General features: G+C 60.6%; 25 protein-coding genes and 3 pseudogenes. 14 read left to right on the top strand and 14 right to left on the bottom strand.

Annotated features, from left to right (window positions below; genetic code table 11):
* Together AC1DIO_RS32575 and AC1DIO_RS32580 are read right to left on the bottom strand one after the other, a co-directional pair.
* Positions 1–311, bottom strand: a 311-nt coding sequence (locus AC1DIO_RS32575; protein WP_476854691.1) for a transposase, incomplete at its 3' end; no start/stop codon positions are given.
* A 408-nt stretch (positions 312–719) separates the two neighbouring features.
* Complete coding sequence (locus tag AC1DIO_RS32580) at positions 720–1631, bottom strand: universal stress protein (RefSeq protein WP_476854692.1); 912 nt, start codon at positions 1629–1631, stop codon at positions 720–722.
* Between the two features lie 889 nt (positions 1632–2520).
* On the opposite strand from AC1DIO_RS32580, the gene AC1DIO_RS32585 reads away from it, so the two are divergent.
* Positions 2521–3156 carry a DUF6904 family protein gene (locus AC1DIO_RS32585; protein WP_476854693.1) on the top strand — a complete coding sequence of 212 codons (636 nt, stop codon included), beginning with the start codon at positions 2521–2523 and terminating at the stop codon, positions 3154–3156.
* Between the two features lie 699 nt (positions 3157–3855).
* Here AC1DIO_RS32585 and AC1DIO_RS32590 read toward each other — a convergent pair.
* Positions 3856–4437 (bottom strand): transglycosylase SLT domain-containing protein, encoded by a 582-nt coding sequence (locus AC1DIO_RS32590; protein WP_441508883.1) that lies wholly within the window; start codon positions 4435–4437, stop codon positions 3856–3858.
* 1060 nt (positions 4438–5497) lie between these two features.
* Here AC1DIO_RS32590 and AC1DIO_RS32595 point away from each other — a divergent pair.
* Positions 5498–5734, top strand: a complete 237-nt coding sequence (locus AC1DIO_RS32595) for a hypothetical protein (protein ID WP_476854694.1) — start codon at positions 5498–5500, stop codon at positions 5732–5734.
* An 876-nt stretch (positions 5735–6610) separates the two neighbouring features.
* On the opposite strand, the gene AC1DIO_RS32600 is transcribed toward AC1DIO_RS32595, so the two are convergent.
* Positions 6611–7147, bottom strand: coding sequence for a hypothetical protein (locus tag AC1DIO_RS32600; protein ID WP_441508902.1), 537 nt, complete (start codon positions 7145–7147; stop codon positions 6611–6613).
* Positions 7148–7198: 51 nt separating this feature from the next.
* Complete coding sequence (locus tag AC1DIO_RS32605; RefSeq protein WP_476776457.1) at positions 7199–7333, bottom strand: hypothetical protein; 135 nt, start codon at positions 7331–7333, stop codon at positions 7199–7201.
* A gap of 296 nt (positions 7334–7629) precedes the next feature.
* Here AC1DIO_RS32605 and AC1DIO_RS32610 point away from each other — a divergent pair, with 296 nt between their 5' ends.
* Entirely contained in the window at positions 7630–8106 is a 477-nt protein-coding gene (locus AC1DIO_RS32610; RefSeq protein WP_476776456.1) for a Ros/MucR family transcriptional regulator, read from the top strand.
* 1186 nt (positions 8107–9292) lie between these two features.
* On the opposite strand, the gene AC1DIO_RS32615 is transcribed toward AC1DIO_RS32610, so the two are convergent.
* Complete coding sequence (locus tag AC1DIO_RS32615; RefSeq protein WP_441508886.1) at positions 9293–9652, bottom strand: DUF7957 family protein; 360 nt, start codon at positions 9650–9652, stop codon at positions 9293–9295.
* Between the two features lie 239 nt (positions 9653–9891).
* Here AC1DIO_RS32615 and AC1DIO_RS32620 point away from each other — a divergent pair, with 239 nt between their 5' ends.
* Positions 9892–10566: a LuxR C-terminal-related transcriptional regulator gene (locus AC1DIO_RS32620; RefSeq protein ID WP_476854695.1), complete on the top strand. Its 675-nt coding sequence runs from the start codon at positions 9892–9894 to the stop codon at positions 10564–10566.
* A gap of 158 nt (positions 10567–10724) precedes the next feature.
* On the opposite strand, the pseudogene AC1DIO_RS32625 reads toward AC1DIO_RS32620, so the two are convergent.
* Positions 10725–11024: pseudogene (locus tag AC1DIO_RS32625) on the bottom strand (IS110 family transposase); the annotation flags it as partial.
* 103 nt (positions 11025–11127) lie between these two features.
* Here AC1DIO_RS32625 and AC1DIO_RS32630 point away from each other — a divergent pair.
* A pseudogene (locus AC1DIO_RS32630) lies at positions 11128–11368 on the top strand (IS481 family transposase); the annotation flags it as partial.
* A gap of 202 nt (positions 11369–11570) precedes the next feature.
* On the opposite strand, the gene AC1DIO_RS32635 reads toward AC1DIO_RS32630, so the two are convergent.
* Genes AC1DIO_RS32635 through AC1DIO_RS32645 form a run of 3 tightly spaced genes read right to left on the bottom strand, consistent with a single transcriptional unit; the run spans position 11571 to position 13501 of the window.
* On the bottom strand, positions 11571–12365 hold the full coding sequence (locus AC1DIO_RS32635) for a metallophosphoesterase (RefSeq protein WP_476854696.1): 795 nt from the start codon (positions 12363–12365) through the stop codon (positions 11571–11573).
* Between the two features lie 50 nt (positions 12366–12415).
* Complete coding sequence (locus tag AC1DIO_RS32640) at positions 12416–13039, bottom strand: HAD family hydrolase (RefSeq protein ID WP_476825777.1); 624 nt, start codon at positions 13037–13039, stop codon at positions 12416–12418.
* 6 nt (positions 13040–13045) lie between these two features.
* Positions 13046–13501 (bottom strand): hypothetical protein, encoded by a 456-nt coding sequence (locus AC1DIO_RS32645; RefSeq protein ID WP_476825778.1) that lies wholly within the window; start codon positions 13499–13501, stop codon positions 13046–13048.
* A 116-nt stretch (positions 13502–13617) separates the two neighbouring features.
* Here AC1DIO_RS32645 and AC1DIO_RS32650 point away from each other — a divergent pair, with 116 nt between their 5' ends.
* From AC1DIO_RS32650 to AC1DIO_RS32680, 7 genes and pseudogenes are all read left to right on the top strand, one after another.
* Positions 13618–13845: a helix-turn-helix domain-containing protein gene (locus AC1DIO_RS32650; RefSeq protein WP_476825779.1), complete on the top strand. Its 228-nt coding sequence runs from the start codon at positions 13618–13620 to the stop codon at positions 13843–13845.
* 839 nt (positions 13846–14684) lie between these two features.
* A complete protein-coding gene (repA, locus tag AC1DIO_RS32655; RefSeq protein WP_476854697.1) occupies positions 14685–15896 on the top strand; it encodes a plasmid partitioning protein RepA in 1212 nt (403 codons plus the stop codon).
* Positions 15893–16933: a plasmid partitioning protein RepB gene (gene repB, locus AC1DIO_RS32660; RefSeq protein WP_476854698.1), complete on the top strand. Its 1041-nt coding sequence runs from the start codon at positions 15893–15895 to the stop codon at positions 16931–16933. The genes repA and repB overlap by 4 nt, the downstream gene beginning before the upstream one ends.
* A 285-nt stretch (positions 16934–17218) precedes the next feature.
* Positions 17219–18448, top strand: a complete 1230-nt coding sequence (gene repC / locus AC1DIO_RS32665; RefSeq protein ID WP_476854699.1) for a plasmid replication protein RepC — start codon at positions 17219–17221, stop codon at positions 18446–18448.
* A 199-nt stretch (positions 18449–18647) separates the two neighbouring features.
* Positions 18648–18983, top strand: a complete 336-nt coding sequence (locus tag AC1DIO_RS32670) for a WGR domain-containing protein (protein ID WP_476825783.1) — start codon at positions 18648–18650, stop codon at positions 18981–18983.
* A gap of 332 nt (positions 18984–19315) precedes the next feature.
* A complete protein-coding gene (locus tag AC1DIO_RS32675; RefSeq protein WP_476825784.1) occupies positions 19316–19705 on the top strand; it encodes an MbcA/ParS/Xre antitoxin family protein in 390 nt (129 codons plus the stop codon).
* Positions 19702–20022 (top strand): annotated as a pseudogene (locus tag AC1DIO_RS32680) (RES family NAD+ phosphorylase); the annotation flags it as partial. The gene AC1DIO_RS32675 and the pseudogene AC1DIO_RS32680, both read left to right, overlap by 4 nt.
* A 427-nt stretch (positions 20023–20449) precedes the next feature.
* On the opposite strand, the gene AC1DIO_RS32685 reads toward AC1DIO_RS32680, so the two are convergent.
* The 3 genes from AC1DIO_RS32685 to AC1DIO_RS32695 form a co-directional block, all read right to left on the bottom strand.
* Positions 20450–21469: a tyrosine-type recombinase/integrase gene (locus AC1DIO_RS32685; RefSeq protein ID WP_476825786.1), complete on the bottom strand. Its 1020-nt coding sequence runs from the start codon at positions 21467–21469 to the stop codon at positions 20450–20452.
* 61 nt (positions 21470–21530) lie between these two features.
* Entirely contained in the window at positions 21531–21935 is a 405-nt protein-coding gene (locus tag AC1DIO_RS32690; RefSeq protein ID WP_476825785.1) for a PIN domain-containing protein, read from the bottom strand.
* A complete protein-coding gene (locus tag AC1DIO_RS32695) occupies positions 21935–22186 on the bottom strand; it encodes a type II toxin-antitoxin system Phd/YefM family antitoxin (RefSeq protein WP_476832814.1) in 252 nt (83 codons plus the stop codon). Before AC1DIO_RS32695 ends, AC1DIO_RS32690 begins: the two co-directional genes overlap by 1 nt.
* A gap of 270 nt (positions 22187–22456) precedes the next feature.
* Between AC1DIO_RS32695 and AC1DIO_RS32700 the strand changes: the two genes are divergently transcribed.
* Positions 22457–23413, top strand: coding sequence for a DUF1403 family protein (locus tag AC1DIO_RS32700; RefSeq protein ID WP_476854700.1), 957 nt, complete (start codon positions 22457–22459; stop codon positions 23411–23413).
* Between the two features lie 3 nt (positions 23414–23416).
* The gene (gene scpB / locus AC1DIO_RS32705) at positions 23417–24133 is read left to right on the top strand and encodes an SMC-Scp complex subunit ScpB (protein ID WP_476854701.1); all 717 of its coding nucleotides are present in this window, start codon (positions 23417–23419) and stop codon (positions 24131–24133) included.
* Between the two features lie 280 nt (positions 24134–24413).
* Here scpB and AC1DIO_RS32710 read toward each other — a convergent pair whose 3' ends face one another.
* Positions 24414–24953 carry a hypothetical protein gene (locus AC1DIO_RS32710; protein WP_476854702.1) on the bottom strand — a complete coding sequence of 180 codons (540 nt, stop codon included), beginning with the start codon at positions 24951–24953 and terminating at the stop codon, positions 24414–24416.
* Between the last annotated feature and the right edge of the window lie 106 nt (positions 24954–25059).

Raw genomic sequence — 25059 nt, forward strand, 5'->3', positions numbered from 1 at the left:
AAGTCCGGCGCCAGCCGTCCCGTCAGCCACATCAGCTCGATGTTGCGCTGCGCCTCGCGCTCCAACCGACGGCTCGATTGCACCTGGTTGATGTAGCCGTAGACGTAGATCTTTAGCAGCACGCCCGGATGGTAGCTCGGACGGCCCGTTGCCTCGGGAACCACGCCTTCAAAACCCAGTTGGCCCAGGTCCAATTCATCAACGAAGACGTCGATCACCCGAACCGGATTGTTCTCCGACACGTAGTCGTCAAGATACTCGGGAAGCAGGACACCCTGCCGACGGTCTTCACTCTCAACGAAGCGCTTCATCTAAGCTCCCGGAGCATCACCTCCAGGAATCCTAGCCGACTCGGCTCTTTTCACACAGCCTCCACCCGCCCGCGACTCTCGGAACGTCTGCATGGGCAACGTCCGGGCGGTCCCTGGAGCCGGCGAGGTCAGTGCTGGGAGTTGCCCATCGATGCCATCCACTCGTTACAAAATTTTTGGAATCACCGAGAAGCACGAAACCTTCCCGATTCAGATGCTTAGTAGGCCTCAGGTGGCCTTCGCTACCTGATGCCGGGAATTCCTGCCTGATGCGTTCGGCGTGGGCGGCCGGACAGAGGGAACCCAAGAGGCATCTCCGCGCTCGCTCCTGCGCCGACCGTGCGTCTGCATTCCCCACTCAGCCGCCCAGACGCGAAGGGGGGCGACGTCTGAAAACGAGTCGCTAACCTACGCTGATGCGACCGCAACTTCGTCAGTCTGGTCAGCCGGGATAATGAGAATGTCACGTTCTGCGTCGCGAAGTACTTGCTCGGCCACGCTGCCTATCAAGGCACGCTTTACTCCGCTCTTCTTGCTGGTCCCGAGGACGATAAGATCGCTGCGTTCATCCTGGGCGCTAACCAGGATAGTTTGCGCAGGGCTGCCTTCACGCAGAACGACGCCGCTGGGCGTAGGTGGAATTCCAAGCTCGTTTGTATACGCCTCAAGTCGCTCCGCTGCTTCGACCCGTTCTTTATCCAGGTACGCATTGATCGCTACCGGATCTAGAACAGATCGCTTCATCAGCCCGAGGGCCGGAGCATCAAACGCATGAACGATCTTCACGGCGGACTTGCTGAAGATTCCCATGCGCAAGGCACCCTGGGCTGCCGCCTTCGACGCATCGTCAAAATCGAGCGCGAGGAGAGTTCGTTCATATACAGTTGAAGGGGGCTGGATCGCGACCAAGACTGGAATGCGGCTCCGTCGAATGACACGCTCGACGGTGGTCCCAGTGAAAACGTCCCGGAAGCGGCTGCGATGAGGTCCTAGGACGATCAGGTCGGCGCCGAATTCATCGGCGGCGGACAATATTCCGTTGAACGAGTCATCTACCACGATCTCGAATTTGGCTGACACCCCATCGGCTTCGCAGGTTGATCGAACAGTATCTTCGAGCACGGATATGGCGGCCGATCGCTCCGCTTCGATCATGCGATGAGGCAAATCGCCATCCACGACATGGACAAGCGAAAGTGAAGAACCCAAACGTTTTGCTATGAGCGTGGCCCGTCGTAGCGCCCTGTCCGATCTCGTCGAAAGATCGGTTGCAACGAGGATGCGTTTTAGGGGGCCATCGTTTTTCGCAGTTAGCGTCATGGCTATCTCCAGCCTCCAAATGCAGAGCGAGAACTCGTCAAACAGCGTCGCGCTAACCTAATATGCCTGAGCGGCACAGGATTGCTCAGGCTTCACCATTCTCTTTGGGCAATCGTTCCGCAAGTGAGCGCAGTCCGTTAGCGCCTCAGCGCCAACAATCTAGAGATCGCCGCGGCGGTCGCGCAGGCCATCGGGCCGAAATTACATGCATCGTCGAAGGTCCCTCAGGAGCTACCGAGACCGCACCAATGCTGTCCGTCCTGGGCAACCCCTCAATGTCGGAAGTTGTTGCTGAAGAGACGTGAGACAGGCGCGCGGCCAACTTCGGCTTTCCACCCCTCAGCGACCTTCAGAACGGCTGGTAATGGGTAAGGCCCCTGGGCGCCTGGAATCAATGAGGACTGTGAATTGATTGCGCGGTGGGAGCAACGTCTGCCAAACGAATGCTCCCGCAAATGGCGCCATCTCGGACCCGCCGCTTACCGCAACTGATTGGCGGCGAATAGCAAGACGGCTGCATCATGTCCGGGCATTGTCCTGTGATGATGCGCAACCAGCCCACGCCCCGCGACCGCAATGACCGAGTTCTGCCGCGGTATCGCTGGCGGCCAATTCCTGTCGCGGCGCTAATTCCGACGATCGTCATCTGGCTTATGGTGTTCTACTGGGCCGCTCGACTTTAATTCGCGCTGGACACCCTCGGCATTGGTGGCTGGGCGATGAGGGCAGCCGCTGTGCTATCTGCGGCCTCCGTCACGAGAYGGGCGTGCGAGAAGCCCCCCTGGCCTGATCGGTTCCCGTCGGACTAAGGGCGAGAATTGGAAAGCGTGATCCTGACCGCGATTGTGATAAGCTAAACATTCGGGAACCCGGCGCGTGGGAGATTCCTATGTTGGCGTTCTCCTTGCTAAGCACTCACGCCGGAATTCGGTTGGAAGGCGATTACACGTCACTGAGGGCGCTTCATGACGTTGTTCATGACATCAATGAGCGCTCACCCCTGATAAAGGATCGGGAGGGCTTATTCATCGCGCTTGCCTACGACCTCAGAAAAGCTTTCGAGCTGGAGCGAGACGTCATTCGCCCGCCTGCACACTGCAAGGAAATCGGAACCCGATATGGCGTGAATATCCTTTKGCCAGTCTTGCTGCTGCAACATCTAGTGCTGCGATCGTCTCTGGCCTTCATCGATCATGGCCCGCAACACCAAGCCTGCGCGTACATGCTCGAGGCGGTCATTGAAGACGCTTTGGAGGACGATTTCGGCGGCCATGCTGGAGTGATCAGAGAAGCCTGGAAGCAGACTGCAAGCTGCGTCGAATTTTTCGACGACCGCTATTCCGCGCGTTGCGCACTATTCTCGAGCTGGAACGCCGGCGACCGCAAAGGGGGCCTTGCCGATCTCCTTGCTAGCATGTCCCCCATGTTCGACCAGAGCCAGAAACTCAGTCCCTTCCATGGCCTTGTGACGGCGGCGATAATCGCGGCGTGGGAGGGCGCCGAGTGGCCCGATCCGAAATGGTAAGCGGTCTAAATCTGGGCAGGCCCTAAGGAATTTGCCGGATGGCGTCCCGTCTCGGCTATCTGTTGTACTGGGTCGCGTCATGGATCGCCGTGATCGTGATCACCGCTGGAATCGTCGTTTGGCTCTACCTCGCTCGCCCGGACAAAGACCCCATTGGATTGGCAATCGCTGGCACAGGCATCATTATTTGGGTCGCGGCTCGTGCGGTCCGATATTGGCTTGCCGGTCGATAGACGCCGTACGCGAACCGTTCGACTTTATTGGAGCCGAACCGATGCCTGACGAACGCACCGAACTCGCGGTMGAAGCAGCTGCGAGAGCCTTCCATGAGAACGCCCGCGAGAAGCGGCAATTCCAGTGGGAGCAGTCGTCCGAGGAGTGGAGGCGGGACATCCGGGCTTTCGTACGCCCCATGGTCGAGGCCGCCTTACTCGCCTCTGATGCTTTCCTGGCAACCGCAATTCCCAAGACACCAAAGCCAGGAGACATTGGGTGACGGAAGCCAGCATTCACCCGCGAAACTGCTGCCCGGTTGCCCGGTAAGCGGCGAACGTTGGCCCCCACGGGCGGTCCGCGTTTTAATTTCATCGGCGCCGTCGGGAATGTGCCTTCCGGGTCCGCTGACTGTCCCCATCCGGCTGTGTCGCAGATCATCCCGACGCACGAAAACCCAAGCAGGGACCCCCCGTTCCGATCAATCTAGCGAGTTGGAGGAACTGTGTCCGACGCGTAGCGGGGTTTGGCTAATCGCGTACGGTCCTTGCCTAGGCCGGTCGCTTCGAGAAGCCCCTTCCGCTTGGCATCGTAATAGTACCCGGTCCGATAGTAGTGGCCGGCGCGGGCCTGGTCGCGACCGGCCACGAGCCAGGCTCCCCGCAGGTATTTGAGCCCGTAGGTGAGATTGACCTCGGGATCGAGCAACCCCGCTGCCGGGCCGGTGTAACCCATGCTGCGCGCCGTCGCATGCTTGATCTGCATCAATCCAAAATGACCACCGTTCTGGGCGGTTGGGCGAAAGTTGCTCTCGCGCTTGACGATTCGCCGGACCCAATCTGAGGGGAGTTCGTAATGCGCTGACTTCTGTTCGATGATCCGGTCGATGCCCGCGCGCGCTGGGCCGCCTGGTGACCGACGAACAACGGACTGTTCGCTGGAGTAAGCAAGTGGTTTCGCTGCCTCCGCGGAGGCGTCGTCCGTAACGATGCATCCTCCAACTCCGGCAGACAGTAAGGTGATACCGGCTGCAACGAGACGTCTTTGCCACGGCAATCTGACCTCCATCAGCTGATGAACCTGCTCACGGGGATACCAACTCTAGGCTCAACCGAATGTACGCCCACTGGCGGCAGTTCTGCGGCCGACGATCCGAACAGGTGACGTCGCACCTGAATCGTCTCATGCAGCCCAACTTGGATTTCGCGGCTATCATTCTCCCGACAAGTGAGCGTCGTGAAAACCCCGTAGGGCCAGCTTCTAAGGTGGCGTGCAACTACGGGGTCTTCGTCACCCGGCTACCAACCATACTGGGGGGCAGTCGCCGGGGAGCCAGTTGGACCTATGCATCTCCTGCCATCGAAGCGTGTGATGGCACCGTCGTGGGCGATGTCATGGTGATCCCGGAAGACAGCCTGGTCAAGCAAGGACAAGATCATACCTTGCGCCTTCGKACCCGAGCTCTTCGAGGAGACCCTCCTCTAATTAATGGCCTACCTGCGCAGCGGAGCTGTGAACGCCATTATCAACGCAGCCAGGCGCTCCTTCCGGGTGGGCAAGACAAGACAAGCATGGCCGATTTCTGTCCTTGCTTGACCAAGATGCCGATTGTCAGCACCATGCCGCATAGCACGACCTTGCCATGACAATCTCCGGCGGCAGGAAGTGGTGGTAGCGGACAGGCCGACACGAATCCAAGGCTCCCCGGCACCCCCCTTCCCCGGGTGACACTGCCGGGTGCAGGAGACCCCGTAGCGCCAGGGCTCTCCCAAACTGGTGTCTACGGGGTTTTTCGCCAGATGTGTCAGGCGAAACCGACCGAACGGGATCGCCGCCGACGGAAAGCTGCGGCCTCCGCGGCTAGCGGCGATCATGTTTCGAGGAATGTGCCCCAGGCCGGTATCCCGTCGTTGAAACCGCTCGGCGCGGATCGACCGGCGCTGGAGGGTTCCTTGGGAGCGCAGGCGCACCGACTGGCTCTTGCGACGTGAGGTCGACAATCTCCCTCGTGCCTGCCTTCACCAGTACGGCGGTTGTTGCAATCAGCCTTTGCCTCCAATGTGTTATCGAAAAGCACGGAGACGATATGATTTTGTTCKAACAGCTCGCGTCCCGCATCAAAGGGCCTATGGCCGAGAACGAAGATTGGTGGCACCTCTGCTACGAGACCGACACTAACGAATTCTACGTCGAGCACGAGTGGAGCCACGTCCCCAGTAACGGGGTGCAGCTGAATAGCGGCACCGAAAAGCATGATGCAATGACATGGGTAGGACCGGGCGCCGAGCTCATTCCGAATGCCAGGAACCTGTTGCTGGAGCGGGCGAACGACATGCGAAAAGCTCGAAAGCGCCCCGTGGCATGATCGCAAACGCCCTCGGCCAGATGCGGGGCGGGCTGCAAGGAGAGTTTCCAGGTGGGCCAGATCATCTCAGCAAGTTGCGAGGCTTGCCATCTACAACGCGACGTCGTGATCGGGGGAACTAGGACGGCGTTTGGAGAGCACTCGGCTTGGCCGTGCCACTGCACGAACTGCGTCGACCTTACCTCAGTGAACCTTCAGGTGGTGCCGTACCGTTGTCTCAGATGCGGATCAGAGGCGGTTGTGAAGTACGGCGATCCCGCAATATCCGACGTGTCTGGCCGTACTGTCGCGTCCTGGGATAAGGACACGCTTTCGAGCGGCCTTCATCTTTGTCCCAACTGTGAGAAGCGAACGCTGAGGTTTGGTGATGGTGTTCTCCAGCGGCCCCTTCGCATGTTCGACTAAACCGCGCGGTTTTTCGAGACGGCGGTCCTAGCCGGCGACTGAACCTACAATATTAAGCCATCGATCAACTGGTCGGTTCACTTAGTTTCGCTACTCGGTTCTACGCGCTGGAACAGCAGAGACTGCGTCAGCACCCTGTCGAATTTCTCGCGCCGGCAGTCAGCTTGATCGAGCTTTCCCGAACTGATGCCGGTCATGAAGATCCGAGACGTCTCCTCGCGTTCACTGGCGCGATAGCTGCGTGAACTTGGATGGCCTTTCGCGAACGTTTACGGTGCTCATGGCCCGGTCGTTTGGGCTGCCGGGGCGTTAATCGTAGCGATCGCCAGCTCGTCGCTGCTGGGGGCTGCCAAAACAGCAGCGACCGGTGCGGCGGCCGCAACTGGCGGCGCAGCCGCTCTGATCAGTCAGCAAGCGGCCCCCCTGGGTTCAGCCTTGGACGCCAGTTTGCCAGGCGATGCCCAGCGGCACCTAGATCGGCGGCCGCACATAAGGCGGAGCTTCGGGATCGAATTGCGTCCAACCTTCCCGCTCATAGGTGGTCCGGCGGTCGACCGCATCGATCGGTGTCGCGCCGTCCATGACTGCAACGATCGCCGGAGCCTGTTCCTCGTTTGCTCGAGCAGCCACAACGCTGCCGCCACGCCTGACCGCCTCCGCATAGTAGTGGGCATCCTGCTGATCGACGCCAGACTTCGTCAGAGCGCCTACGAGGCCGCCGGCGACGGCACCGGTTGCAGCCCCCGCGGCAGTTGCGGCAAGCCAGCCAGCGGCGACTACAGGGCCAATGCCGGGGATCGCAATCAGGCCGAGCCCAGCGAGTAGCCCGGCAGCACCGCCGATCAAGCCGCCGACCCCGGCGCCCTCCCCTGCATGGTTCTCGCCATCGATATCCGCTCGGCGGCCAACAAAGCTAATATCGGAATCGACGACGCCGATATCCTTCAGCTTTCGAACTACGGATTCAGCTTGATCGTAGGTGTCGTACGAACGAGTGATTGTCTGGATCATGTGAAAGACCCTCTCAGTTGCGCGTGATATTGCCTCGACAATCGAGGCTCACGCCGCCTGGCCGCCATGAGTCGCCCTGCCCTGACAGACGCCATTGTCGTTCTTCCTGAGTTCGGACACGGCACCATTGGCCTCGAACCGGCTCTTCGCCTGGCCCTTGGTGAAGCTGTTTGAGCCGGGCAACGGCGCGTTGGTATCGGAACAGCAAATATTCTGTGCCCAAGAAACGGCACCGATAGGCACTTGTTCCATGGAAGGGATTGCGGGCATTCGCCCCTAGACCGAAGGCCAGGAGCCAAACCGGCGGCATCACCAAGGCGATGGTCACATACGCGCGGTCGCTAGTGGTACACGACAAGATCGTTTCGCCAATGACGAACCACAGGATTATCGCGTTCAAAATTTGGACTGAGCATTGCGCTTCTAAGTATCAATAGGTTAGAAGATAATTTAGCGAAATGTTTATTTTAGGAAGCGCCATGAACGAAGAAAACGACAATGTAATTGAGCTGACGGCGATGGTTGTTTCGGCCTATGTCGCGCATAATAACCTCCCGTCCGGGGATCTCGTGGCGCTAATCTCGAGCACCCACTCCGCGTTCACGGAGCTCGGCGCCAAACCCGAAGCCCCGCCCGAACCTATCGTACTTGTGCCCGCGGTTCCGATCAGGAAGTCCATAACTCCGGACGCCATCATCTGCCTGGAAGACGGAAAGGCGTTCAAATCTCTCAGGCGCCATCTGGGTACGGCTTACAATCTCACCCCTGAACAGTATCGCGCGAAATGGGGCCTGCCTCCAGACTATCCGATGGTCGCACCCAATTATTCCCAAGCCAGGGCAGCGCTCGCAAGAGCGTCAGGGTTGGGACGAAAGGCCAAAACTGAACCGGTCCCTCCCGTCGCTCCGAAGCCTGCCCGGGCCAAGCGTGGCTCGAAATCCGGGCCCAAGACCTGACGCATCCAAAGCTTGTTTGCCAAGCGCCGCGACGTCGATTGCATGAACTCGACGTCGCGCCATTCCGACACGCTTTTCCTCAACTGGGCGACGTCCGGAAGGCTCAGGCAACACGAGCTTCTCATCCCCGACAAGCACCGTAATGGATCGGGCTAGTTCACGATAGGATTTCACGCGCCGCAGTTGCCGGGGATTGCCGGACGCTTCCACCGTGAGGCATGCAGCGCCGGCCACGCGATCTGGAACTGACGGAATGGAGTGTTGGATCCGGTCGGCGTACCTTAAGGCGTAAGGTCACATGCGAGCGACGGAGCGTCCTCCGTACTGCACACGACGATTATCTCGTATTCGCCACTGGCATTGGAAAACTGTTCCGCCAATCCGAGCCCGCCAGGCAATGCGGCTCTGGAAACCTCGCCTTTCGATGTCGAGGAACGGAGCCCAACGATTGGGCGAGAGACGTCCATCGCGATCACGTTATCGCCCTGCGCTCTTATGGAAATTCGGGATATCGGCTTAGTCAATTTAACGCGGTATACGTATAAATGCCAAGAATCTCTTGGAAACGGACCAGATTGAGAGATGATATTCAATCTAGCGGGATCTCCCGTTTCAGTTATGTTATTTCTTTTCGAACTTGCCGCACGTGAACTGCGCTTTCTTCCGAAATTCAAGTAGAATCCTAGCGCGATGAACAGCAATGGAGGCACGTATGTCGCTAGCAGGCGCAAAGTCTCCGGAGACAGCCCTTGTGGGATCGAAGGCTTGATCCAGTMGAACACTCGATCCCCGAACTGGCGGTCAAGCACCCCGTAAACTACAGAGAACAGGTACGGCCAAACCGCCTTGGCGGCACTGATGATGCTGCGCATTTCCGAACCGCCACCACGACTGCCTTCAGATACTTCTAACTTCACATGAAGGAAGTGTTTCTGCGGCGACCTGTTGTTGGCTGGCTGGCGGATTCGTCGAATGGGTAACGGACCGCTTGCCCGTCGGGCAAAATCCACTGTCGTCCCCTAAGCCTGGGGTGCCATTCCCGAATGACGCTACGCGACGACCGAGCCGTAGCCTGACAGCAGTGGCAAAAACGCGACCGTTCCCGGGAGGTATCGCTCCTTGCGCCTGCCCGGCTATCACTGTGCACGATCCACGGCATTAGCGCAGGTCGGTMGGACAATGGCACCTATTTGGCGAACTCTTTTTCGATCTCACCGCCCGTCGTCGGATCAATCACCAGGCGATAGCCGCTCATGCTATGCGCCAGAATGCCGGCCTCACTTAGGCTGGCGTCGATAAACGTATCAGGCATGCTCGGTAAAGCCGCCCGCCATAGCGCTCGGCCGGTTTTGCCAATGCAGAGCAGGTTCTCGAAGAGATTGGCCCTGCTGGATTCGGGATCTATCAGGACGATGCATCGCTCCGGGCCGAATGGGATAGCGGTTTTGATGGGTGCACCCCGATAGAGGCCTTTCACAGCCAACGGCCCGTCACCGTTCCTTACGACGATGAAATTGCCATTCGCCGTGAAAACAATCGCTCCCATTGCCCTCCCCGATCACTCTCGCGGCTTCAGAGAATGACTCGGGGCGGGCTATTTGTCTCTCGAAACCGTCTGCATTGCGTGGTGACGACTTCACAGTCGGGGCACCGCAAAGACACAGCGTCCGACAGAGTTAATTGGGTCGCCATTCTTCCCGTTCGAACTCGTTTTACATCGATCATTGGCTACGCAACCATCGGGATCATTGGCCGGGGGGAGACGAATCAGAAGGGAACTGGCCCATGCCGGACCGGACGGTCGCGATCGTTGACGATCACCCATTGTTGGCCGAGGGCGTTGCTACACTACTGAGACGATGGGGCGGTTTCACGCTCACTGCGACGGGGAACGTCGCGGATGATATCCTGTCGATCACCAAGACCCATCAGCCCGATTTTATGATCGTCGATCTGAGCATGGCTGGGGATGTCTTTCAGGCTATCTCCGACACATTGAAGATCGCTGCTGAGACCAGAATTGTCGTATTCACAGCCTCAACCAGCACGGATGATGCGATTGCGGCTCTGAACGCAGGCGCCAAGGGCTACGTTCTGAAGGGCAGCCCTTCCGACGATCTCTTTCAGGCTCTAAATGCAGCGCAACGAGGCGACGTGCATGTCACCCCCTCCTTCGCCGCCAAGTTGATTGGCGCGTTGAAAGACCAGAACCGGGAGCGCCAGAAGCCAGCCAGCGATAGGCTCAGCGTCAGAGAGGAGCAGATCGTAAGGCTGCTGCTGCTCGGGAAGATGAACAACGAGATCGCCCAAGAACTTTCGCTCAGCGCCAAAACCGTCAAGGGCTACATGACGAACCTGATGGTCAAGATGCATGTCCGAAATCGACTTGAGGTCGTCATCGCGGCGCAAAAGCACATCCCGCCGCCGAGCGGCACATCGGTCACACGGATTCGGCCATAGAACGCCGCCCGAGTTGAGCCCGTTAGCGTCATCGAACCATCGCGCGCATTATCTCAAGTTCCGTACTCTCTTACGAGCAGAGCGGGTACTCACGGTGGTTCGTGCGAGGGATCTCGAGATGCACCCTGCTTCCAATATCGCAGCGCTTATGAACGGTCAGCCTCGCAGATTGCCGCTGCATCTGCTGCATCATTTTTCTGGCGCCGGACATAGGCCTTCACGTAGGCCGGCGGCATCAGCCGCACATCATGACCACAGCCGATTAGCCTACGCGCCCAATGATGGGCGGAGCCACAAGCTTCAAGCCCGACCAGGCATGGCGGTAGCTGCTCGAAGAAGGGCAAGAGGTCGCGACGTCTGATGGCTCTCGTCAGCAACACACCGCCCTTGCCGTCGACCACGTGAACCTGGAAGATAAGCTTCGCCAAATCGAGACCGACCGTTACAGCTGCGGACAGGTCGATGTTCTGCTTTGCGCATGGATGGGGCTCCTCGGAATGGTCCGTGATGGCAACGCGCCTGCCTTAAGAATGGTGCCGGTGCAGGCGCCGTCCATCCCATCAAGAGAGCTTGAGGGCTCTGGCTAAGCGCGACGGCATCAACCAGAAGACGGTGGCCAAGTGGAAGAGACGGAGCTCGACGGCGGATCTCAAGACCGGTCCATGCGAGCCTCGATCGACCGTGCTGTCGATCGAGGAGGAGGCGGTCATCGTACCGCCGGCATACTCTGCTGCCGCTCGACGATTGCCTCTATGCTCCGCAGGCGACGATCCCGCATCTGACGCGCTCATCATTGCACCGCTGAGCCTGCCGGCTGTTCGCTGCGATGCCAGGCACAAGCCAGGTCATTCGGCACTTGACTGATATCGCGCGCAAGACGTGCCCAGTTATCACCGTGCACCCGCGCGACTGAGCGGGCGCTAGTCACCTTCGGCGACCCTGTCTATCGCGACCCCTGTTCAAGCCCGAAGGCAGCGTCGACGGGTCGACGAGGCCCCTTCCCTTTAAGCAACTTCAACGACGCAGAGAGGGTTGAACCCGTGATTTTCCCGGTCGCCGTGAAGATTTGGATAGCCGGCCTGATTGGCGAAGACGCGTGTCCGTCCGACTCGATAATCATGCGACCCGTGATCGTGACCGTGGATCCAGAGTTCAGGCTGAAACTCTTCAATAATGTTGCTGAGGTCAGAAGCGAAGGCAGGCGTAAGCGGGCTTCCCTGATACCGCGACGCGATCGAATGTGGATGGGGGGCGTGGTGAGTGACCACGACAGTCGGGCCGCTGTGAGTTATGGCAAGCTCGTGCCGGACAAACGTCAAGTCCAGCCTGTGTTCTGCCGCAGCGTGCCATGGCATGAACCGGCTATAGTGCCCTCCCTCTTCCCGATAGCGAATGAGGCGATGATCATTCAGCGTTTGGCCGGCATAGACCATGGATGGCTTCGGCGTCCCGTACAGCCGGTAATCGGTCCATAAGATGCATCCGACGAAGCGGACGCCGTTGATGATGACCGTCCGGCGAAAAAGCAGATCAACATCGGCGAGCGCGGCCGCCTCCGCGCCCTTAGCAAGATTGGATTTGAATTCGGTTCCGTAGAACTCGTGGTTCCCTGGAACGTAGACGATCGGCCGATTTTGCAGCGGTCCGATTTCCCTTTGCGTGGACAGCCACTGGGCCGCTGCGGAAATTGGCTGACCGATGTCGCCGGCGAAAACGGCGACGTCGAATTCGGGCATTGGGGCTGGAAACTCGAACTTTCCACATTCGAGATGAATGTCGGAAATCACTAGCAGGCGCATTCTATGTCCATTCGAAGATGGCCGCGCGATCGAGCGGGCGGCCGAAGTTTTCAGCCTGCCTTGGCAGCGGCAATTCGGGCGAAGAGTTTGACGATCCTACTTGGCGCATAGATCGATGGCCGCGTGGCATAGGACGCTTCGAACTCGGCAATCGGCATTGCGGAGGCGCCTGCGGCGATGGGGCCCATCACGTCGGCTTCGAGGCTATCGCCCACGAACAATATCTGCGACAGCCGAAGCTCAAGCTCTGAGGAGACGAGCTGATAGATTTCCCGCCGTGGCTTGGTAAAGCCGACTTCGCAGGAAAGAACGAACCCGTCAGGCCAATCTGGCAGGCAATTAAGCAGTGGCCACTTGTAGGGCCACGCCAAATTCGAGCAGATAGCGATCTTCAGCCCCGCTCGTTGCAACGTCGGCCAGATCAATTTCATGTCCGGTCGTACGCGTATCGAAGCGCACTCCGCCTGTAGATCCGCCTCTAGTTCTGCGAATCTCGCTTCATCTACGGGTGTGGCAATCTCTCGCGAAAGCTCGCGAAGGCCGATCGCTTGAGTGAGCGCCTGCACAGCGGCTGCGGGCTCGCTTCTAAGAAGCGCGTGGTACGGCCGGCGCTTGTCAGTGATCTCGACAACGGTGCCAAAGGCATCGAAGCAAATTGCGCGAATCTCAGCCATCGAGTCTCAGTGCCAGATTAGATTGTCGATGGTGTACGGCTTAAAGTTGATGTCGGCTTCGTTTGGAGCGATGTGGCGGACGACGCCTGCTAGGCATTGCCGAACTTCGATTTGACGTTCGAACGACACGGACAACAGTTCTATCGGTGCCTGCCCAGCGAACGGTTCGGCCTCAATTGGGCGCAAGAGCCAACGCCTTTCCTCCTCGGCGGTTTTCACAAACTGCCGCAAGCCGGCGAAGACTCCTAAGATCGCCGAAATCCGCATCATGGTGTCTGTTTCGAGAACGAGCGGCTTGTGCCATCGGGCGAGGCGAACCCAGCGGCGAAATTCTCGCTGTCTGCAGCCAAGCAGTTGAAGCTGTCGCCGCTCTGGGAGATCCCATCGCTTCGCGATGTTGACGAACACGCGCATGACGGGGCCGCTCAAGCGCGCCCGCTCTTCGTCGGTTGGTTCTTTCACCGCTTGGCTCCCACGTGGATTCGAGTTTGACGAATGGCCGCGCGGCAGCGCCATCCGAGATTCGTGTAGAGTATACTCCGTGGTGAAATACTCTACAATCCAGCTCTTTCCATCGGATGGAAATCCGAGAGGTCCTGGCGGCCAACATAAAGCGATACCGGCGCACCGCTGGTTTGTCGCAGGAAGAACTCGCTCTCAGAGCAGGGGTCGACCGGACTTACATCAGTGCAATCGAGCGGTGTCGCTACAGCGCAAGCGTCGACGTATTGGATAGGATCGCCCGGGAGCTCGGTGTCGACGCAGCTGCGCTTTTGACACGACCGAGCACCGAATTTGGCGAGTGAGGTACCTGCGCTGCTAGGCGTCCCACGGCAGCGGTAGCGCAACCTACCCCGGTGCGTTGGCTAGTGGCCCAAATGGTAGGTGCGCTGCGCGCCCGGCAGGCGCCGGGGTTTGCGCGTTGGCAGGTCGTCCCCTGCCCTCAAAGCCAGCACTGCCGCCGCGACAGCGGGCCGGGCATGCGTCTCCTCTTCCTCCCTCGCCTGCGCAAACAATCGGACACTTGGCACCCTCGAGCCACTCTTCGGCAAGCGAAGGCGAACTTCCCGACAAGGTCGTGATGCTGTCCGCTGGTTGAGCGGCGTCAAAGCTATCATAGTTTACTCTCGGAGCTGCGATACCACTTGCGCGTGAGCCATCTTGTCCGGCGTTTAGATCGGCATCCTGCCGGATGATCATCGCAACATCGCCGCCGGTGTCGCTGCGGCTCTCACGAGGCGACCCGTCGAGGTGGAAGCGATCGTTTCAACTCCGAGTGGCGCGCAGATTGTCGGCCACATAATTCTGCCTGCCGGCCCAGAGTAATTAGCCCCCTGATTCTACCCATTTTGTCGGTGCAGCTGTGCGAGCGCCCCTGGTCATCGCCTGACGCGACTTGTGGCCGATTGTTGGTTGGCCCGGAACGTATCAGGAAAGGTGGCCCATTAGTTTCTATAAGCCAATGATATATAACGGCTATTCTCCGTATCGGCCAGTTTGAAAAGCTCTGGTTCGGCGCCGGTTCCACAAAGGTCAGAATCCATTAACCCTAAATGGCTGGACGCCCGCAGAGAATCGTGGCGTAGCTTGTCGGGCATTGGGCGCTAGAACGCCCTTAACCCGACAATGAGGACAAGAAGCGCCAATGGCCGACCCCCTGGCGAAGGATATCCGCCATAGTGAAGCCGCGGAGCGCGTCTGGCGGCATGCTGGTGTCCTGTCACGTCAGCTGAATGTCTTGCGTGAACGGATGTACCCCCCTCACGCGCAGAAGCATTTGCGACACTTTCTGACGAATGAGGTGTCAAAACTTACCTCCATTCCTGACTCGACGCTGAAGCTGATGTCGAACGAGGGCAAAGGTCCCCTCCCCGCTCGGCTTGAGAACAATCATCGGGCTTACACGCTAGCGCAAGTAAATGAGTTACGGCGCCTGTTTGCACAGCAGAAGCCTGCGGAGGCACTGCGCTTTTTACCTCACCGGCGCCGTGGCGAACACCTGCAAGTTATCGCGGTTGCGAACTTCAAAGGCGGTTCGGCGAAGACCACTACGAGTTTGCATCTGGCGCACTTTCTCGCCCTCCAGGGCTATCGGGTGCTGACCATAGATCTCGATCCCCAGGCTTCACTATCTGCGATGTTCGGTGCGCAGCCGGAGATCGACGTTGGCGACAACGAAACGATCTGGGCGGCGTTGCGGTACGACGAGCTGCGCCGGCCGATGCGGGAGATCATCCGGAAAACCTACTTTGACGGCGTTGATCTTGTTCCCGGCAACCTCGAGGTTATGGAGTTCGAGTACGACACGCCCCGTGTGCTCGCACGAGGAGCAAAGACAGACAGCTTGTTCTTCGAGCGCCTCGGCTTGGCCATCGACGAGGTGGAAGCTGACTACGACGTTGTTGTCCTCGATACGCCCCCTTCCCTCGGCTATCTGACGCTCGGCGCGATCTACGCATCGACGGGCATGATCGTGACAATCCATCCAGCGATGCTCKATGTGGMGTCGATGAGCCAATTCTTGTTGATGATGGGCGACCTGATCAATGTGATMGCTGGCGAGAATGCCACGATGCGTCAGGATTTCTTTCGCTATCTGGTCACTCGCAACAATCCGTACGACAAGCCGCAGACTGAGATAGTTTCGATGCTGCGGACGTTGTTCCCTGATGACGTCATGACGCCGACGGCAGTCGAAAGCACTGCGGTTGAGGCTGCGGGACTTGCCAAGCGTAGCATCTATGAGCTCGAGTCTGGCGAGATCGGGCGAGATGCGTTCAAGCGCGCGCGGGAGTCGTTCGACGCGGTCAATGAAGGAATCCTCGAATTGATCAAGCAGACCTGGGGGCGGGCATGAGTAAGCCGCCTCGCCGCTCGATCGTCTCCAGCTTTGGCGCGCTTTCGCTTACCGCGAGTTCCGCCGCGAGCGAGCAGGATACCAGCCTCGAAAGCGTGCCAAACGCTCCGCCCCCCAGAGTTCCGGCTGGAGTAATTGGAGCAACTCAGCGGACGCTGGCCGATATCCGCGAGGAGCGTGATCGGCTGAAAGCACTGGTCGAGTCCGGGGCCGCCGGTCTTAAGGAGCTTGACCCAGCGCTGATCGACCCGTCGCCGTTCCCAGATCGGCTAGCGGACGATTCTCCTGCCGAGTTCGAAGCTTTCCGAAAGACATTTCTGGAAGAGGGTCAACAGATCCCAATCCAGGTTCGTCCACACGCGGAACTGGAGGGGCGCTATCAGGTCATATATGGACACCGCCGTGTCCGAGCTGCACGTGACATTGGTGTTCCGGTTAAGGCGCTGGTCCGATCTCTCTCTGATTCCGAGTTGGTGGTTGCACAGGGCCTCGAGAATGGTAGTCGCCAGGATTTGACCTGGATTGAGCGTGCCTTGTTCGCGTGKCGAATGGAGAACGCCGGAATTAAGCCGCGCGACATCAAAGCGGCACTGTCGTTGGATGATCAGGAAATGGCGCGGATGCGATCCGTTTGGCGCGCGCTTCCAATCGATCTGATTACAATGATTGGCCGCGCTCCAAAGGTGGGGCGACCGCGCTGGCTTGAGTTGGCKGGAGCTGTTGGGGAAAAAGCAGCACTGCTCGAACTGGCTCGAAAAACCTTGTCAGCTGGCAAGGTTTTGGCGCTGCCCTCTGACGAACGCTTTCGCGAGATCCTTGCGGCTGTGCAGCCGCCAGGCTCGCCGCCTCAGACGGAAGTCGCGCTGCTTGCCGGATMCGGAGCCCGACTCGGGCGAGCGAGCTTCACGTCAAAAGAGGTGCGCCTCGTTGTTGATCGAGCTCATGCGGCGTCATTCGCTGAGTTCCTCAGGGGCGAATTGCCATCACTGATGGATCGATATCTCAGCCAAGCGAGTGCTGCGAAGGACTCCAGGTGAGGAGACCTTGTCAGCTGGCAAGGTTTTGAAACGCTGGGAATGAAAGGAGAGGAAATGGGAGCAGCTCGGCTAGGCCCGATAGTGTTGAGTTCTCGAAGGCCTGGTCAACAACGAAGCTAACGGCAGTAGGCAAAGAAAAAGGCCCCCGAAACGGTGTTCCGGAAGCCCTTCTCATAGTCGGCAACTTGAGAATCGCACTTCCCTGAATCCCCGTCAAGAGTCCCATTGGGATTTAAGCGCCTTTTCGGCGAGCGGACTTCTTTTGCCCTAATCAGGCGAAGACCCATGGAAAAAAGACTCTCGACGACGCCCTTTGGGCGGCGAACGCTGACGCTTGCGCATGTTGCAGGCCAAGTGATCGCAGACGCTTGCCCGCCCGCCAAGGCGACTCATAAATGGAATGTGTTTCGTGACATCTGCGCGGCGAAGGCCCGAGTCGGCGTGTCCGAGCGGGCGCTTGCCGTCTTGGATGCCCTTTTGACCTTTCATCCGGAGACCGTGCTGACTGGCGAAGGGTTGATCGTCTTCCCGTCCAACCACCAACTTTGTCTGCGCGCCCATGGCATGGCCCCGGCGACACTGCGCCGGCATCTGGCTGTCCTTGTGGATGCGGGGCTCATCGTTCGCCGCGACAGCCCAAACGGCAAGCGCTATGCGCGCAAGGGCAGTCACGGCGAGATCGAGCTGGCTTTTGGGTTCGACCTGGCGCCGCTGGTTGCGCGGGCCGAGGAGTTCGAAGTCTGGGCTGAAGAGGTTCGCGCTGAAGAGCGGGCGCTGAAGCTTGTGCGAGAGCGCATCACGATCTGCCGTCGCGACCTCGCGAAGATGATCGCGATGGGCATACAAGAGAGCATCCCGACCCAGCGCCAGGGGGTAGGTCCCGCTAGCTGGGCCGATATTCAAGGCGAACTCCTCACACTTCTCGGCCGGTTGCCGCGGAAGGGCTCGGCGATCGTCCTGGAGCCGCTAGCGCAGCAGCTTTCGATGCTCGCGGACGAAGTGCACAGCCTTCTGGAAATGCACGTTAAAAATCAAAATATGAGCGGCAATGAGTCTCATATTGAGCATCACATACAGAATTCAAAACCAGACTCCCTCACTGACTCTGAACCTAGCTTTCGAGAAAGCAGGGTGGCCGCTTCGGAGGGAGAGCTTGAAACGACGCGCCTGCCAGTTCGCGCTTATCCCTTAGGGATGGTGTTGGACGCCTGCCCGGACATCATTGATTACAGCCGTGGCGGTATCTCGAGTTGGAGGGATTTGGTGGCAACCGTAGCGGTGGTCAGGCCTATCCTCGGAATTAGTCCGAGCGCCTGGGCCGGGGCACTGGCTGTCTTGGGAGAGATAGAGGCATCGATCGTGGTCGCCGCCATTCTGCAGAAGGCTGAAGCTATCAACAGCGCGGGGGGCTATCTGAGAGACCTAACGCGGCGAGCCGAAGCGGGTGAGTTCTCATTAGGGCCAATGCTGATGGCGTTGATTGGATCCCGAACGCGCGAAAAGCGAAGCGCGTAATCGTGCGGGGGAAGTTTGTTAAGGTTAATGAAGCCGCAGCCTGCGCTCGCGTGATGAGGCGATGTCTGGCTCGCGGGTGGGGAGGGAGCCCACAAGAGTGTTCATTTGGGTGGCTCGCATCAATCCGGTGAATCGATGATAGCCAATCGATTCAAGCTTTGCGTTGGACGTCGTCCTGCCGCGAGGATGGAGTGGCGGCATGGAACACGTGCTCGAACCACCTCCTTACAAGTTGCAAATGCTGGTCCTCGAACGGCGGGACCATGCGCGCAACATGGCGCGCTTTTATGTGCTGGCCGTCGAACCGACTTTGTTTGACGAGTTCGCGCTCGTGCGCGAGTGGGGGCGATGGGGCAATGTCGGCCGGCGACGGTTGGATCTGTACGGAGATCTCGACCAAGCGGCTGAGGCGCTGGAGGATTGGTTGCTTAGAAAGACCAAGCGCGGCTATCGCATTGTCGGCACCGCGATAGGAGGAAATGAGCCTGAGTTGGGTCAGGGGAGGGCATTTTCAAGCCCAGCTTCGACGAGGTAGCACGCAACAGTCTCTCAATGGCGAAGGCACTACTCGATGAGACATTGCGGTCATCCTGACCTTTCCGGGCATCGTCGAGGTGTACACCGCAGGGGAGGGCGGCTACTACAACCCGACAGCCTTGGTCAGATTGACCTGGAAGCGACCGCGGCGGCGCTTTGTGTGGACGCGCTGGAGCTGAATTCGACAGATTCGAGCCGAGCCTTAGGATGGTCGATCGGGTGCCGGCCTGTCAGGAGCGCAAGCTCTGCCTCGAATAGGGCCTGAGGTTGAAACTGGGCGATTATATTCTGTCAGGTGAATGTGCGACTAGATGTGGCAAAGGGGGCAGAATGGCTCAAGCTGTGAAGGCTCCGCTGCAGAGCGAATCCCTGGTCCTGTCCTATATGGACCGGGCCGGCAGGATTGCGATCACTCAGCTGGCGGACGGCTTCGGCATGTCGAAGACCCAGCTCGCCGAAACCGCGGGTCTCGCTCGCGAGACGCTATACCGAGCCGAGCGGAGCGGTGCGCGACGGACCCAGGGCCGGCTCCGCGAAATGCTCGAAATCATCAGCTGCGTCTCGGAATGGGCGGGTGGCAAAGAGCAGGCGATGGCCTGGTATCGGGCTCAGCCCCTGCCGGCCTTTGGCGGACGAACCGCCGAGGCACTGGTCAAGGAGGGCAAGGCTGCGGCCGTTCGGGACTATCTCGACCACATGGCGCTTGGCGGCTTTGCGTGAGGTTTGTCGGGACCTGCTACCGGGCACATGATCCGCGCTGGGCTTTCAAGCCGCTGTCGGGGGATGGCGCGGCGATCAGGGGCGCCCGCTTCAACCCAAAGGGGATCCCCGCGCTGTATCTCGGCTTGAGCATCATGACCGCGATCAAGGAGGCCAACCTGGGTTTTGCGCATCGCATCGACCCCTGTGTGTTGTGTTCCTATGAGATCGATAGTGAGGATGTCGCTGACCTGACGACGGAGCAGGGCAGGAGAGAGCATGCGGTCGAGCGCGATGATCTCAACCTTGTGCTCTGGCGCTGGGGACCGGATCTGCCGATCGCGCCGGCGCTGATCACGGCGGGGCAGTTCGGCTGCGGCATGACCGGGTTGGCTGAGCCGCAAGGTGCAGTGCGGCGACCAAGCTGTTGCGCAGTGAATTGTTGGCTGATCGAGCGATCCGCCCGTTTCGCTTGGCTTGCATTGCCCATAGCTTAGCGGTCGGGGAATCGTAGACGAGGGGCGTGGTGTGATGACGAATCGCGTTGAACTCGCTGTCGAAGCGGCAGCGAAGGCTCTTCATGAGACGGTCCGACGTCAGCATCAGCTGCGCTGGGAGCTGATGACGGAGCGCTGGCGCGCTGACATGAGGGACTATGTCCGCCCCTGTGTTTTAGCGACGTTGAAAGTCGCGGATAAACTCAGCCCACAGCCGCGTCGGCCGACCGTTCCGAGCAGAATCTCGCTCCGGGCCTGAGGCTAAGCTCTAAAGGCCAGCTGCCTTGGTGAGATTGACCCGGAAGCGATCGCGGCGGCGCTGGTAGCGCCGGGTCATTTCGGCACTGGCGTGCCCCAGCTGCTTTTGGACATAGCGCTCGTCGACCTCGGCCGAGGAGGCGAGCCCGGCCCGGAGCGAGTGACCAGAAAACTTCTCGGCCCGTTGCCCTTCAGGAAGGTCGCCGCGCACGCCGGCAGCCAGGGCCGTGCGCTTGACGAGACGCGCCACCTCCTGATCAAGGAGGCGCTCAGGACCGACGTCCTGGCCCTGGCCGGTCACGCGGCGAAACAGCGGCCCGTGTGCGATCCTGGCGAACCTGAGCCAGGTTTGCAGCGCGGCGATGGGGCAGGTCGTGTCCGACGAGCCGCGGCTGATCTCAACCTCGCGCCAGCCATTCTTGCCGCGCAACGTCACAATCATGCCCTTGTCGAGGATCTCGACCCAGCCCCGGCCATCCTCGCTGTGGTCCGGACCAGCATCGAGGCCGACGATCTCCGAGCGCCGAAGACCGCCGGCGAAGCCAAGCAGCAGCATGGCGCGATCGCGCAGGCCACGCAGGCTGGCGCGATCGAGCGTCTCGAGCATGGCGATGACGTCTTCCGGCAGCACCGCCTCTTTCTGGACTGGTGGACGACCGTGGGTGTTTCGGATCCCTGCGAGCACGGTCGCAATATGGCGATCCTGCCGGTCGAGGGGGGGACCGCGCTGAGCGTAGGTCCAGGCCAAGGCAGAGAGGCGGCGTTCGATCGTGCTCACCGTTGAAGGCCGCCGATCGCCACTGGCGGTGCCGGAGGCAAGGGCGGTGATGTAGAGCCCGATGACCTGGGGATCGGGCTCCCCAGCCGAAATGCCCTGGCGACGGCACCAGCCCGAAAAATGCTTCCAGTCCGAGGCATAGGCGCGACGCGTATTGGGCGAGCTGGCCGCTTCGACGTAGCGGCGGGCCCGACCGGCAAGATCCTCGAGCTGCGGTGAGAGGACACTTTGCGCAGCGACATCGGGCGCCATGGGAGGTGAGGGGGTGATTGTTCCGGATGACCCCGTGTCGCTGCTCATGACTGCGCCCCTATCAACGGACGTCCCAGGGATTGACGACCGAGGCGCCCATCGTCTCGAATTGGTCTGACCGGCGGCTGACCACGATCATGTCATGCACGATCGCGGTTGCCGCAAGCAGCGCGTCCGCCACCGCATCAGGGGCAGGGGAGGCGATCCGACCCCACGCGGCCGCCACGCGGTCGCAGACCGGCAGGATTCGATCGTGATGGTCATGGCGGAGCTTGCGCAGCCATTCGCTGAGCTGGGCCGCCTGGTCGGGTTCGCGCGGCCGGTGTGCGGCGATGGCCCGGCCGAGCTCACCAAGCGTGATCACGCTGAGATAGACGCCCAAGGGGTAGATGGCGCGCAGCCAAGCGACCGCCGGCGGTGATCCCGTGCGAACCTCGGCAACGAAATCAGTTGCAAGCAGGTACATCAGACGATCTCGCGATCGAGTGCGCCGCCCGCCGATATCACCAACTTCACGAGCGCTTCGTCCCAAAATGGCGGGTTAAGGAGATCGTCGACGAGCGTGGGCCGGGTGGCGCGGAGCGCCTCATAATCCTGGGCTGAGAGAACGACGGCGGCGGACTCGCCACGCAGCGTCACGAATTGCGGGCCCTCGCTTCGCGCCCGTTGCACGACCTTGGAAAAGTGGTTCTTGGCGTCCTGCAGCGGCCATTCCATATTGCGAATCCCCTAGCTAGTCAGTCTAGCTAGTTACGCCTGTCGTTAACCATGTGCAATATTCCCGGCGTCCGGGCAACGGAATGGTGTGACCTAGCGGCATCTTCCTGGTGCAAGTCACAGTGATAGCGGGCTCGATCCTGCGTTTGTCGCAGCATGGCAGGAATGAATGATAATGCAACATTATCAATCATTTTGCCGGCATGACAGGCGCGGCGCTTTTCTATAAAATTGATGGCATCAAGCGCCGCAACTCGTTATGCTCCGGGCATGCTTCGCCGTGTCGCGCCCCTCGCTCAGCCAGCCTCGCCCGTTCGGCCGGTGCCCGGCTGGGTGCGGACAAAATCGCAATCCGATCAGGCGTTCGATGCGGCCTTTCAGGCCGGCGCCAGCCTGGCCGTGCTCGATGCGATCGCCCGCGACACGCCGCCCTGGAGCGGGGTGTTTCGGCAGCGCCAGGCGCTGCGGGCCGCGGCCGCCAGCCTGCGCCTGCTCGGCCGCCGCGAGGATCAAAACCAGTTGCGCGACGTGCAACTGCTGCGCCGACCTGGTGACGACCCTGGTCCGGCCGGGCGTGTCCTGCTCGCCTGGCGGCAACTCGTTGCCCGCTCGCCGGATTGTTCGCCGGAGGCGATCGTGCGAGCCGCCGCCGGCTTTGGTTTGGCCCTGAGCGCTGCAGAGCTCGCGGGGCTCGCCGAGCTGGCCTCTGACGCGGCCGGTTCGGCGCGGGCGGCGATCGTCGCCGTGGCCGAACTGAGCGAGCGCGTCGTCAGGGTGCGCCCGGATGCCGAGGTCTTGGCGCTCTGGCTGGCTGACGCCGTGCTCGCTCAAAAGTTCAAATGGGTTTTGCCGGTGCCGCTCCTGGCGACGACGATCCTCGATCCGGCCGCCCGGGTCGGCCCGACCGGAAAACGTCCGCGCCCGGGCGGGGAGGGCTGGCAGACGTCCGTGGCTCTGGCCTATGCGCAAGCGGCGGGTCGCGCGATCGACCTGGCCGGGGAGCTGGCGCGCCGGGCGGATGTTCTCGCCGCGGCGGCGCCAAGACTGCGGGCGAAAGGCTCGGGTGCGGTGATCGCAGCCTTGCTCAGCGACGATGCATTGGCGGGCTCGGCCGAGATCGGCGGCATCTCGGATCGCGGCCTGCGCCGTCTGTTCKACCGGCTCGTCTCGCTCGGCGCTGTCCGCGAGTTGTCGGGCCGGCCGACCTTTCGCCTCTACGGGCTCTGAGCCATGGCGCGTCGCCCCAAACCAGAGAGTGCGCTCGACACCGAACTGGCCGAGCTGCCGCCCGAATTGCGCTGGCGCGAATGGATGGGCCGGGTCGAGGCGGTGATCTTCGCGGCCCCGGATCCGGTCTCGCGCGACGTGCTGGCGCAGCTGGTCGGTCGCGACTGTGCGATCGATCTGATCATCGCCGACATTCGCGAGGAGCTGCGCGGCCGCCCCTACGACCTGGTCGCTGTCGCCGGGGGCTGGCAGCACCGGACGCGCGGCGCCTTTGCCCCGGCGATCCGGGCGGTGTCGGGAGCGCCACAAGCGGCCGCCGGCCTGTCACCGAGCGAGATGCTGTTCCTGTCCGGGATCGCCTATCTGCAGCCGATCACCCGCAGCGAGCTCGGCAAGGTCTTTGGCAAGGAGATGAGCCGCGACAGCGTGGCGGCGCTGAAACGCGCCGGCGTGATCACGGCCGGACCGCGCAGCCCGGAGCCGGGGGCGCCCTATACCTATGTGACGACCGACACATTCCTGTCGGTCTTCGGTCTCGCCAGCCTGCGCGACCTGCCCGATCTCGAAAAGCTCGAGGATGCCGGCCTGCTTTCGAAGGACACGCTGCTGGCCGAGGCGATTCCGGTGGGTGTCGGCGGCGATGGCGAGGGCGACGCGGAGCGCGACGGCCTAGCCATCGATGACCCGGACCCGACGGGGGGAATTGAGCCTCAGGTCTGAGCCGAAATTGTTCGGCCGTTCCGCCGGGGCCCAGCGTTCAATATGGAGCGTCACACTGCTGGAAGGTTATCGGCCGACGCTTACCCGACCGCCTGTTGGGGACAAGCTCGGAGGAGATCTTTTGTCTTTCGCGCAGGTCGCGCATGCTGGCCGGTATCGTCAAATTCTCGGGTACGGATTCGTGTGGCTGCCGGCATTCTGAACGATCAAGCCGCTGCGGTCGCATTCGCACACGCCTTGTGAGCCTCGACGCGCAGTATCCGCAGTCCGGGCCGAGAGATCAGGTGAGGCTKAGGTTGAAGGTGTTATAGACCGCTCCGTGGATCGAGAGGAGACGCTGGGCCGATCGTTGGCTCTTGAACCTATGCTGCTTGCGCTTCCGTCGGCGGACCAGCAGGCGCGAGTTTTCCGCCCGGTAGTTCGCCGGCAGGGCACCCGGCTCGTGGCAATTCGAAAAGCCGAGCTCATTGTAGTGAACCACAAGCGGTTCTTTCGGCTCTATCGCGAGGAGAAGCTGGCCGTGCGCCGGCGCGGCGGCCGTAAACGAGCCATCGGCACTTAAGCTCCGATGCTGGTTCCCTCGTGCCGAACGGACGCTGGTTGCTCGATGCCTCTCGCGCCCGGAACAGTGCCTGCATGCATAGGGCAAGCCCCTCGCGCCCGCGACGAGTTCGGATACGCGCGCCTGAAAGCCGGTTGCGCTGACGCGACCGACCTTGAGGCCGTGTGGCCGGAGCGCGCCGCGGACCTCATTCTCATGATGGCGGATCTTGTTCAGGGAGTGTCTGAATTTTTGTGTCCGGGGCGGGTTGAGCTTCATTGAGTGATGAAGCGATCCTCGAACATGATCGCGAACTGGGACTTGGCTTCGGTCCATTCGCGTGGGGGCATTTTCCACTCGGCCGCGGCATCGCGCAAGACGAGAT

Source organism: Allobosea sp. 05T439, assembly GCF_056396005.1.

Bases quoted from the DNA above. Each gene is read 5' to 3' on its own strand.
- AC1DIO_RS32670 (WP_476825783.1), top strand. From the start codon at position 18,648: ATGGAACACGTGCTCGAACCACCTCCTTACAAGTTGCAAATGCTGGTC.
- AC1DIO_RS32610 (WP_476776456.1), top strand. From the start codon at position 7,630: ATGAACGAAGAAAACGACAATGTAATTGAGCTGACGGCGATGGTTGTT.
- AC1DIO_RS32580 (WP_476854692.1), bottom strand. From the start codon at position 1,631: ATGACGCTAACTGCGAAAAACGATGGCCCCCTAAAACGCATCCTCGTT.
- AC1DIO_RS32685 (WP_476825786.1), bottom strand. From the start codon at position 21,469: ATGGCGCCCGATGTCGCTGCGCAAAGTGTCCTCTCACCGCAGCTCGAG.
- AC1DIO_RS32615 (WP_441508886.1), bottom strand. From the start codon at position 9,652: ATGGGAGCGATTGTTTTCACGGCGAATGGCAATTTCATCGTCGTAAGG.
- AC1DIO_RS32675 (WP_476825784.1), top strand. From the start codon at position 19,316: ATGGCTCAAGCTGTGAAGGCTCCGCTGCAGAGCGAATCCCTGGTCCTG.
- AC1DIO_RS32635 (WP_476854696.1), bottom strand. From the start codon at position 12,365: ATGCGCCTGCTAGTGATTTCCGACATTCATCTCGAATGTGGAAAGTTC.
- AC1DIO_RS32640 (WP_476825777.1), bottom strand. From the start codon at position 13,039: ATGGCTGAGATTCGCGCAATTTGCTTCGATGCCTTTGGCACCGTTGTC.
- scpB (WP_476854701.1), top strand. From the start codon at position 23,417: ATGGCGCGTCGCCCCAAACCAGAGAGTGCGCTCGACACCGAACTGGCC.
- AC1DIO_RS32595 (WP_476854694.1), top strand. From the start codon at position 5,498: ATGGCCGAGAACGAAGATTGGTGGCACCTCTGCTACGAGACCGACACT.
- AC1DIO_RS32690 (WP_476825785.1), bottom strand. From the start codon at position 21,935: ATGTACCTGCTTGCAACTGATTTCGTTGCCGAGGTTCGCACGGGATCA.
- AC1DIO_RS32695 (WP_476832814.1), bottom strand. From the start codon at position 22,186: ATGGAATGGCCGCTGCAGGACGCCAAGAACCACTTTTCCAAGGTCGTG.
- AC1DIO_RS32650 (WP_476825779.1), top strand. From the start codon at position 13,618: ATGGAAATCCGAGAGGTCCTGGCGGCCAACATAAAGCGATACCGGCGC.
- repC (WP_476854699.1), top strand. From the start codon at position 17,219: ATGGAAAAAAGACTCTCGACGACGCCCTTTGGGCGGCGAACGCTGACG.
- AC1DIO_RS32590 (WP_441508883.1), bottom strand. From the start codon at position 4,437: ATGGAGGTCAGATTGCCGTGGCAAAGACGTCTCGTTGCAGCCGGTATC.
- AC1DIO_RS32620 (WP_476854695.1), top strand. From the start codon at position 9,892: ATGCCGGACCGGACGGTCGCGATCGTTGACGATCACCCATTGTTGGCC.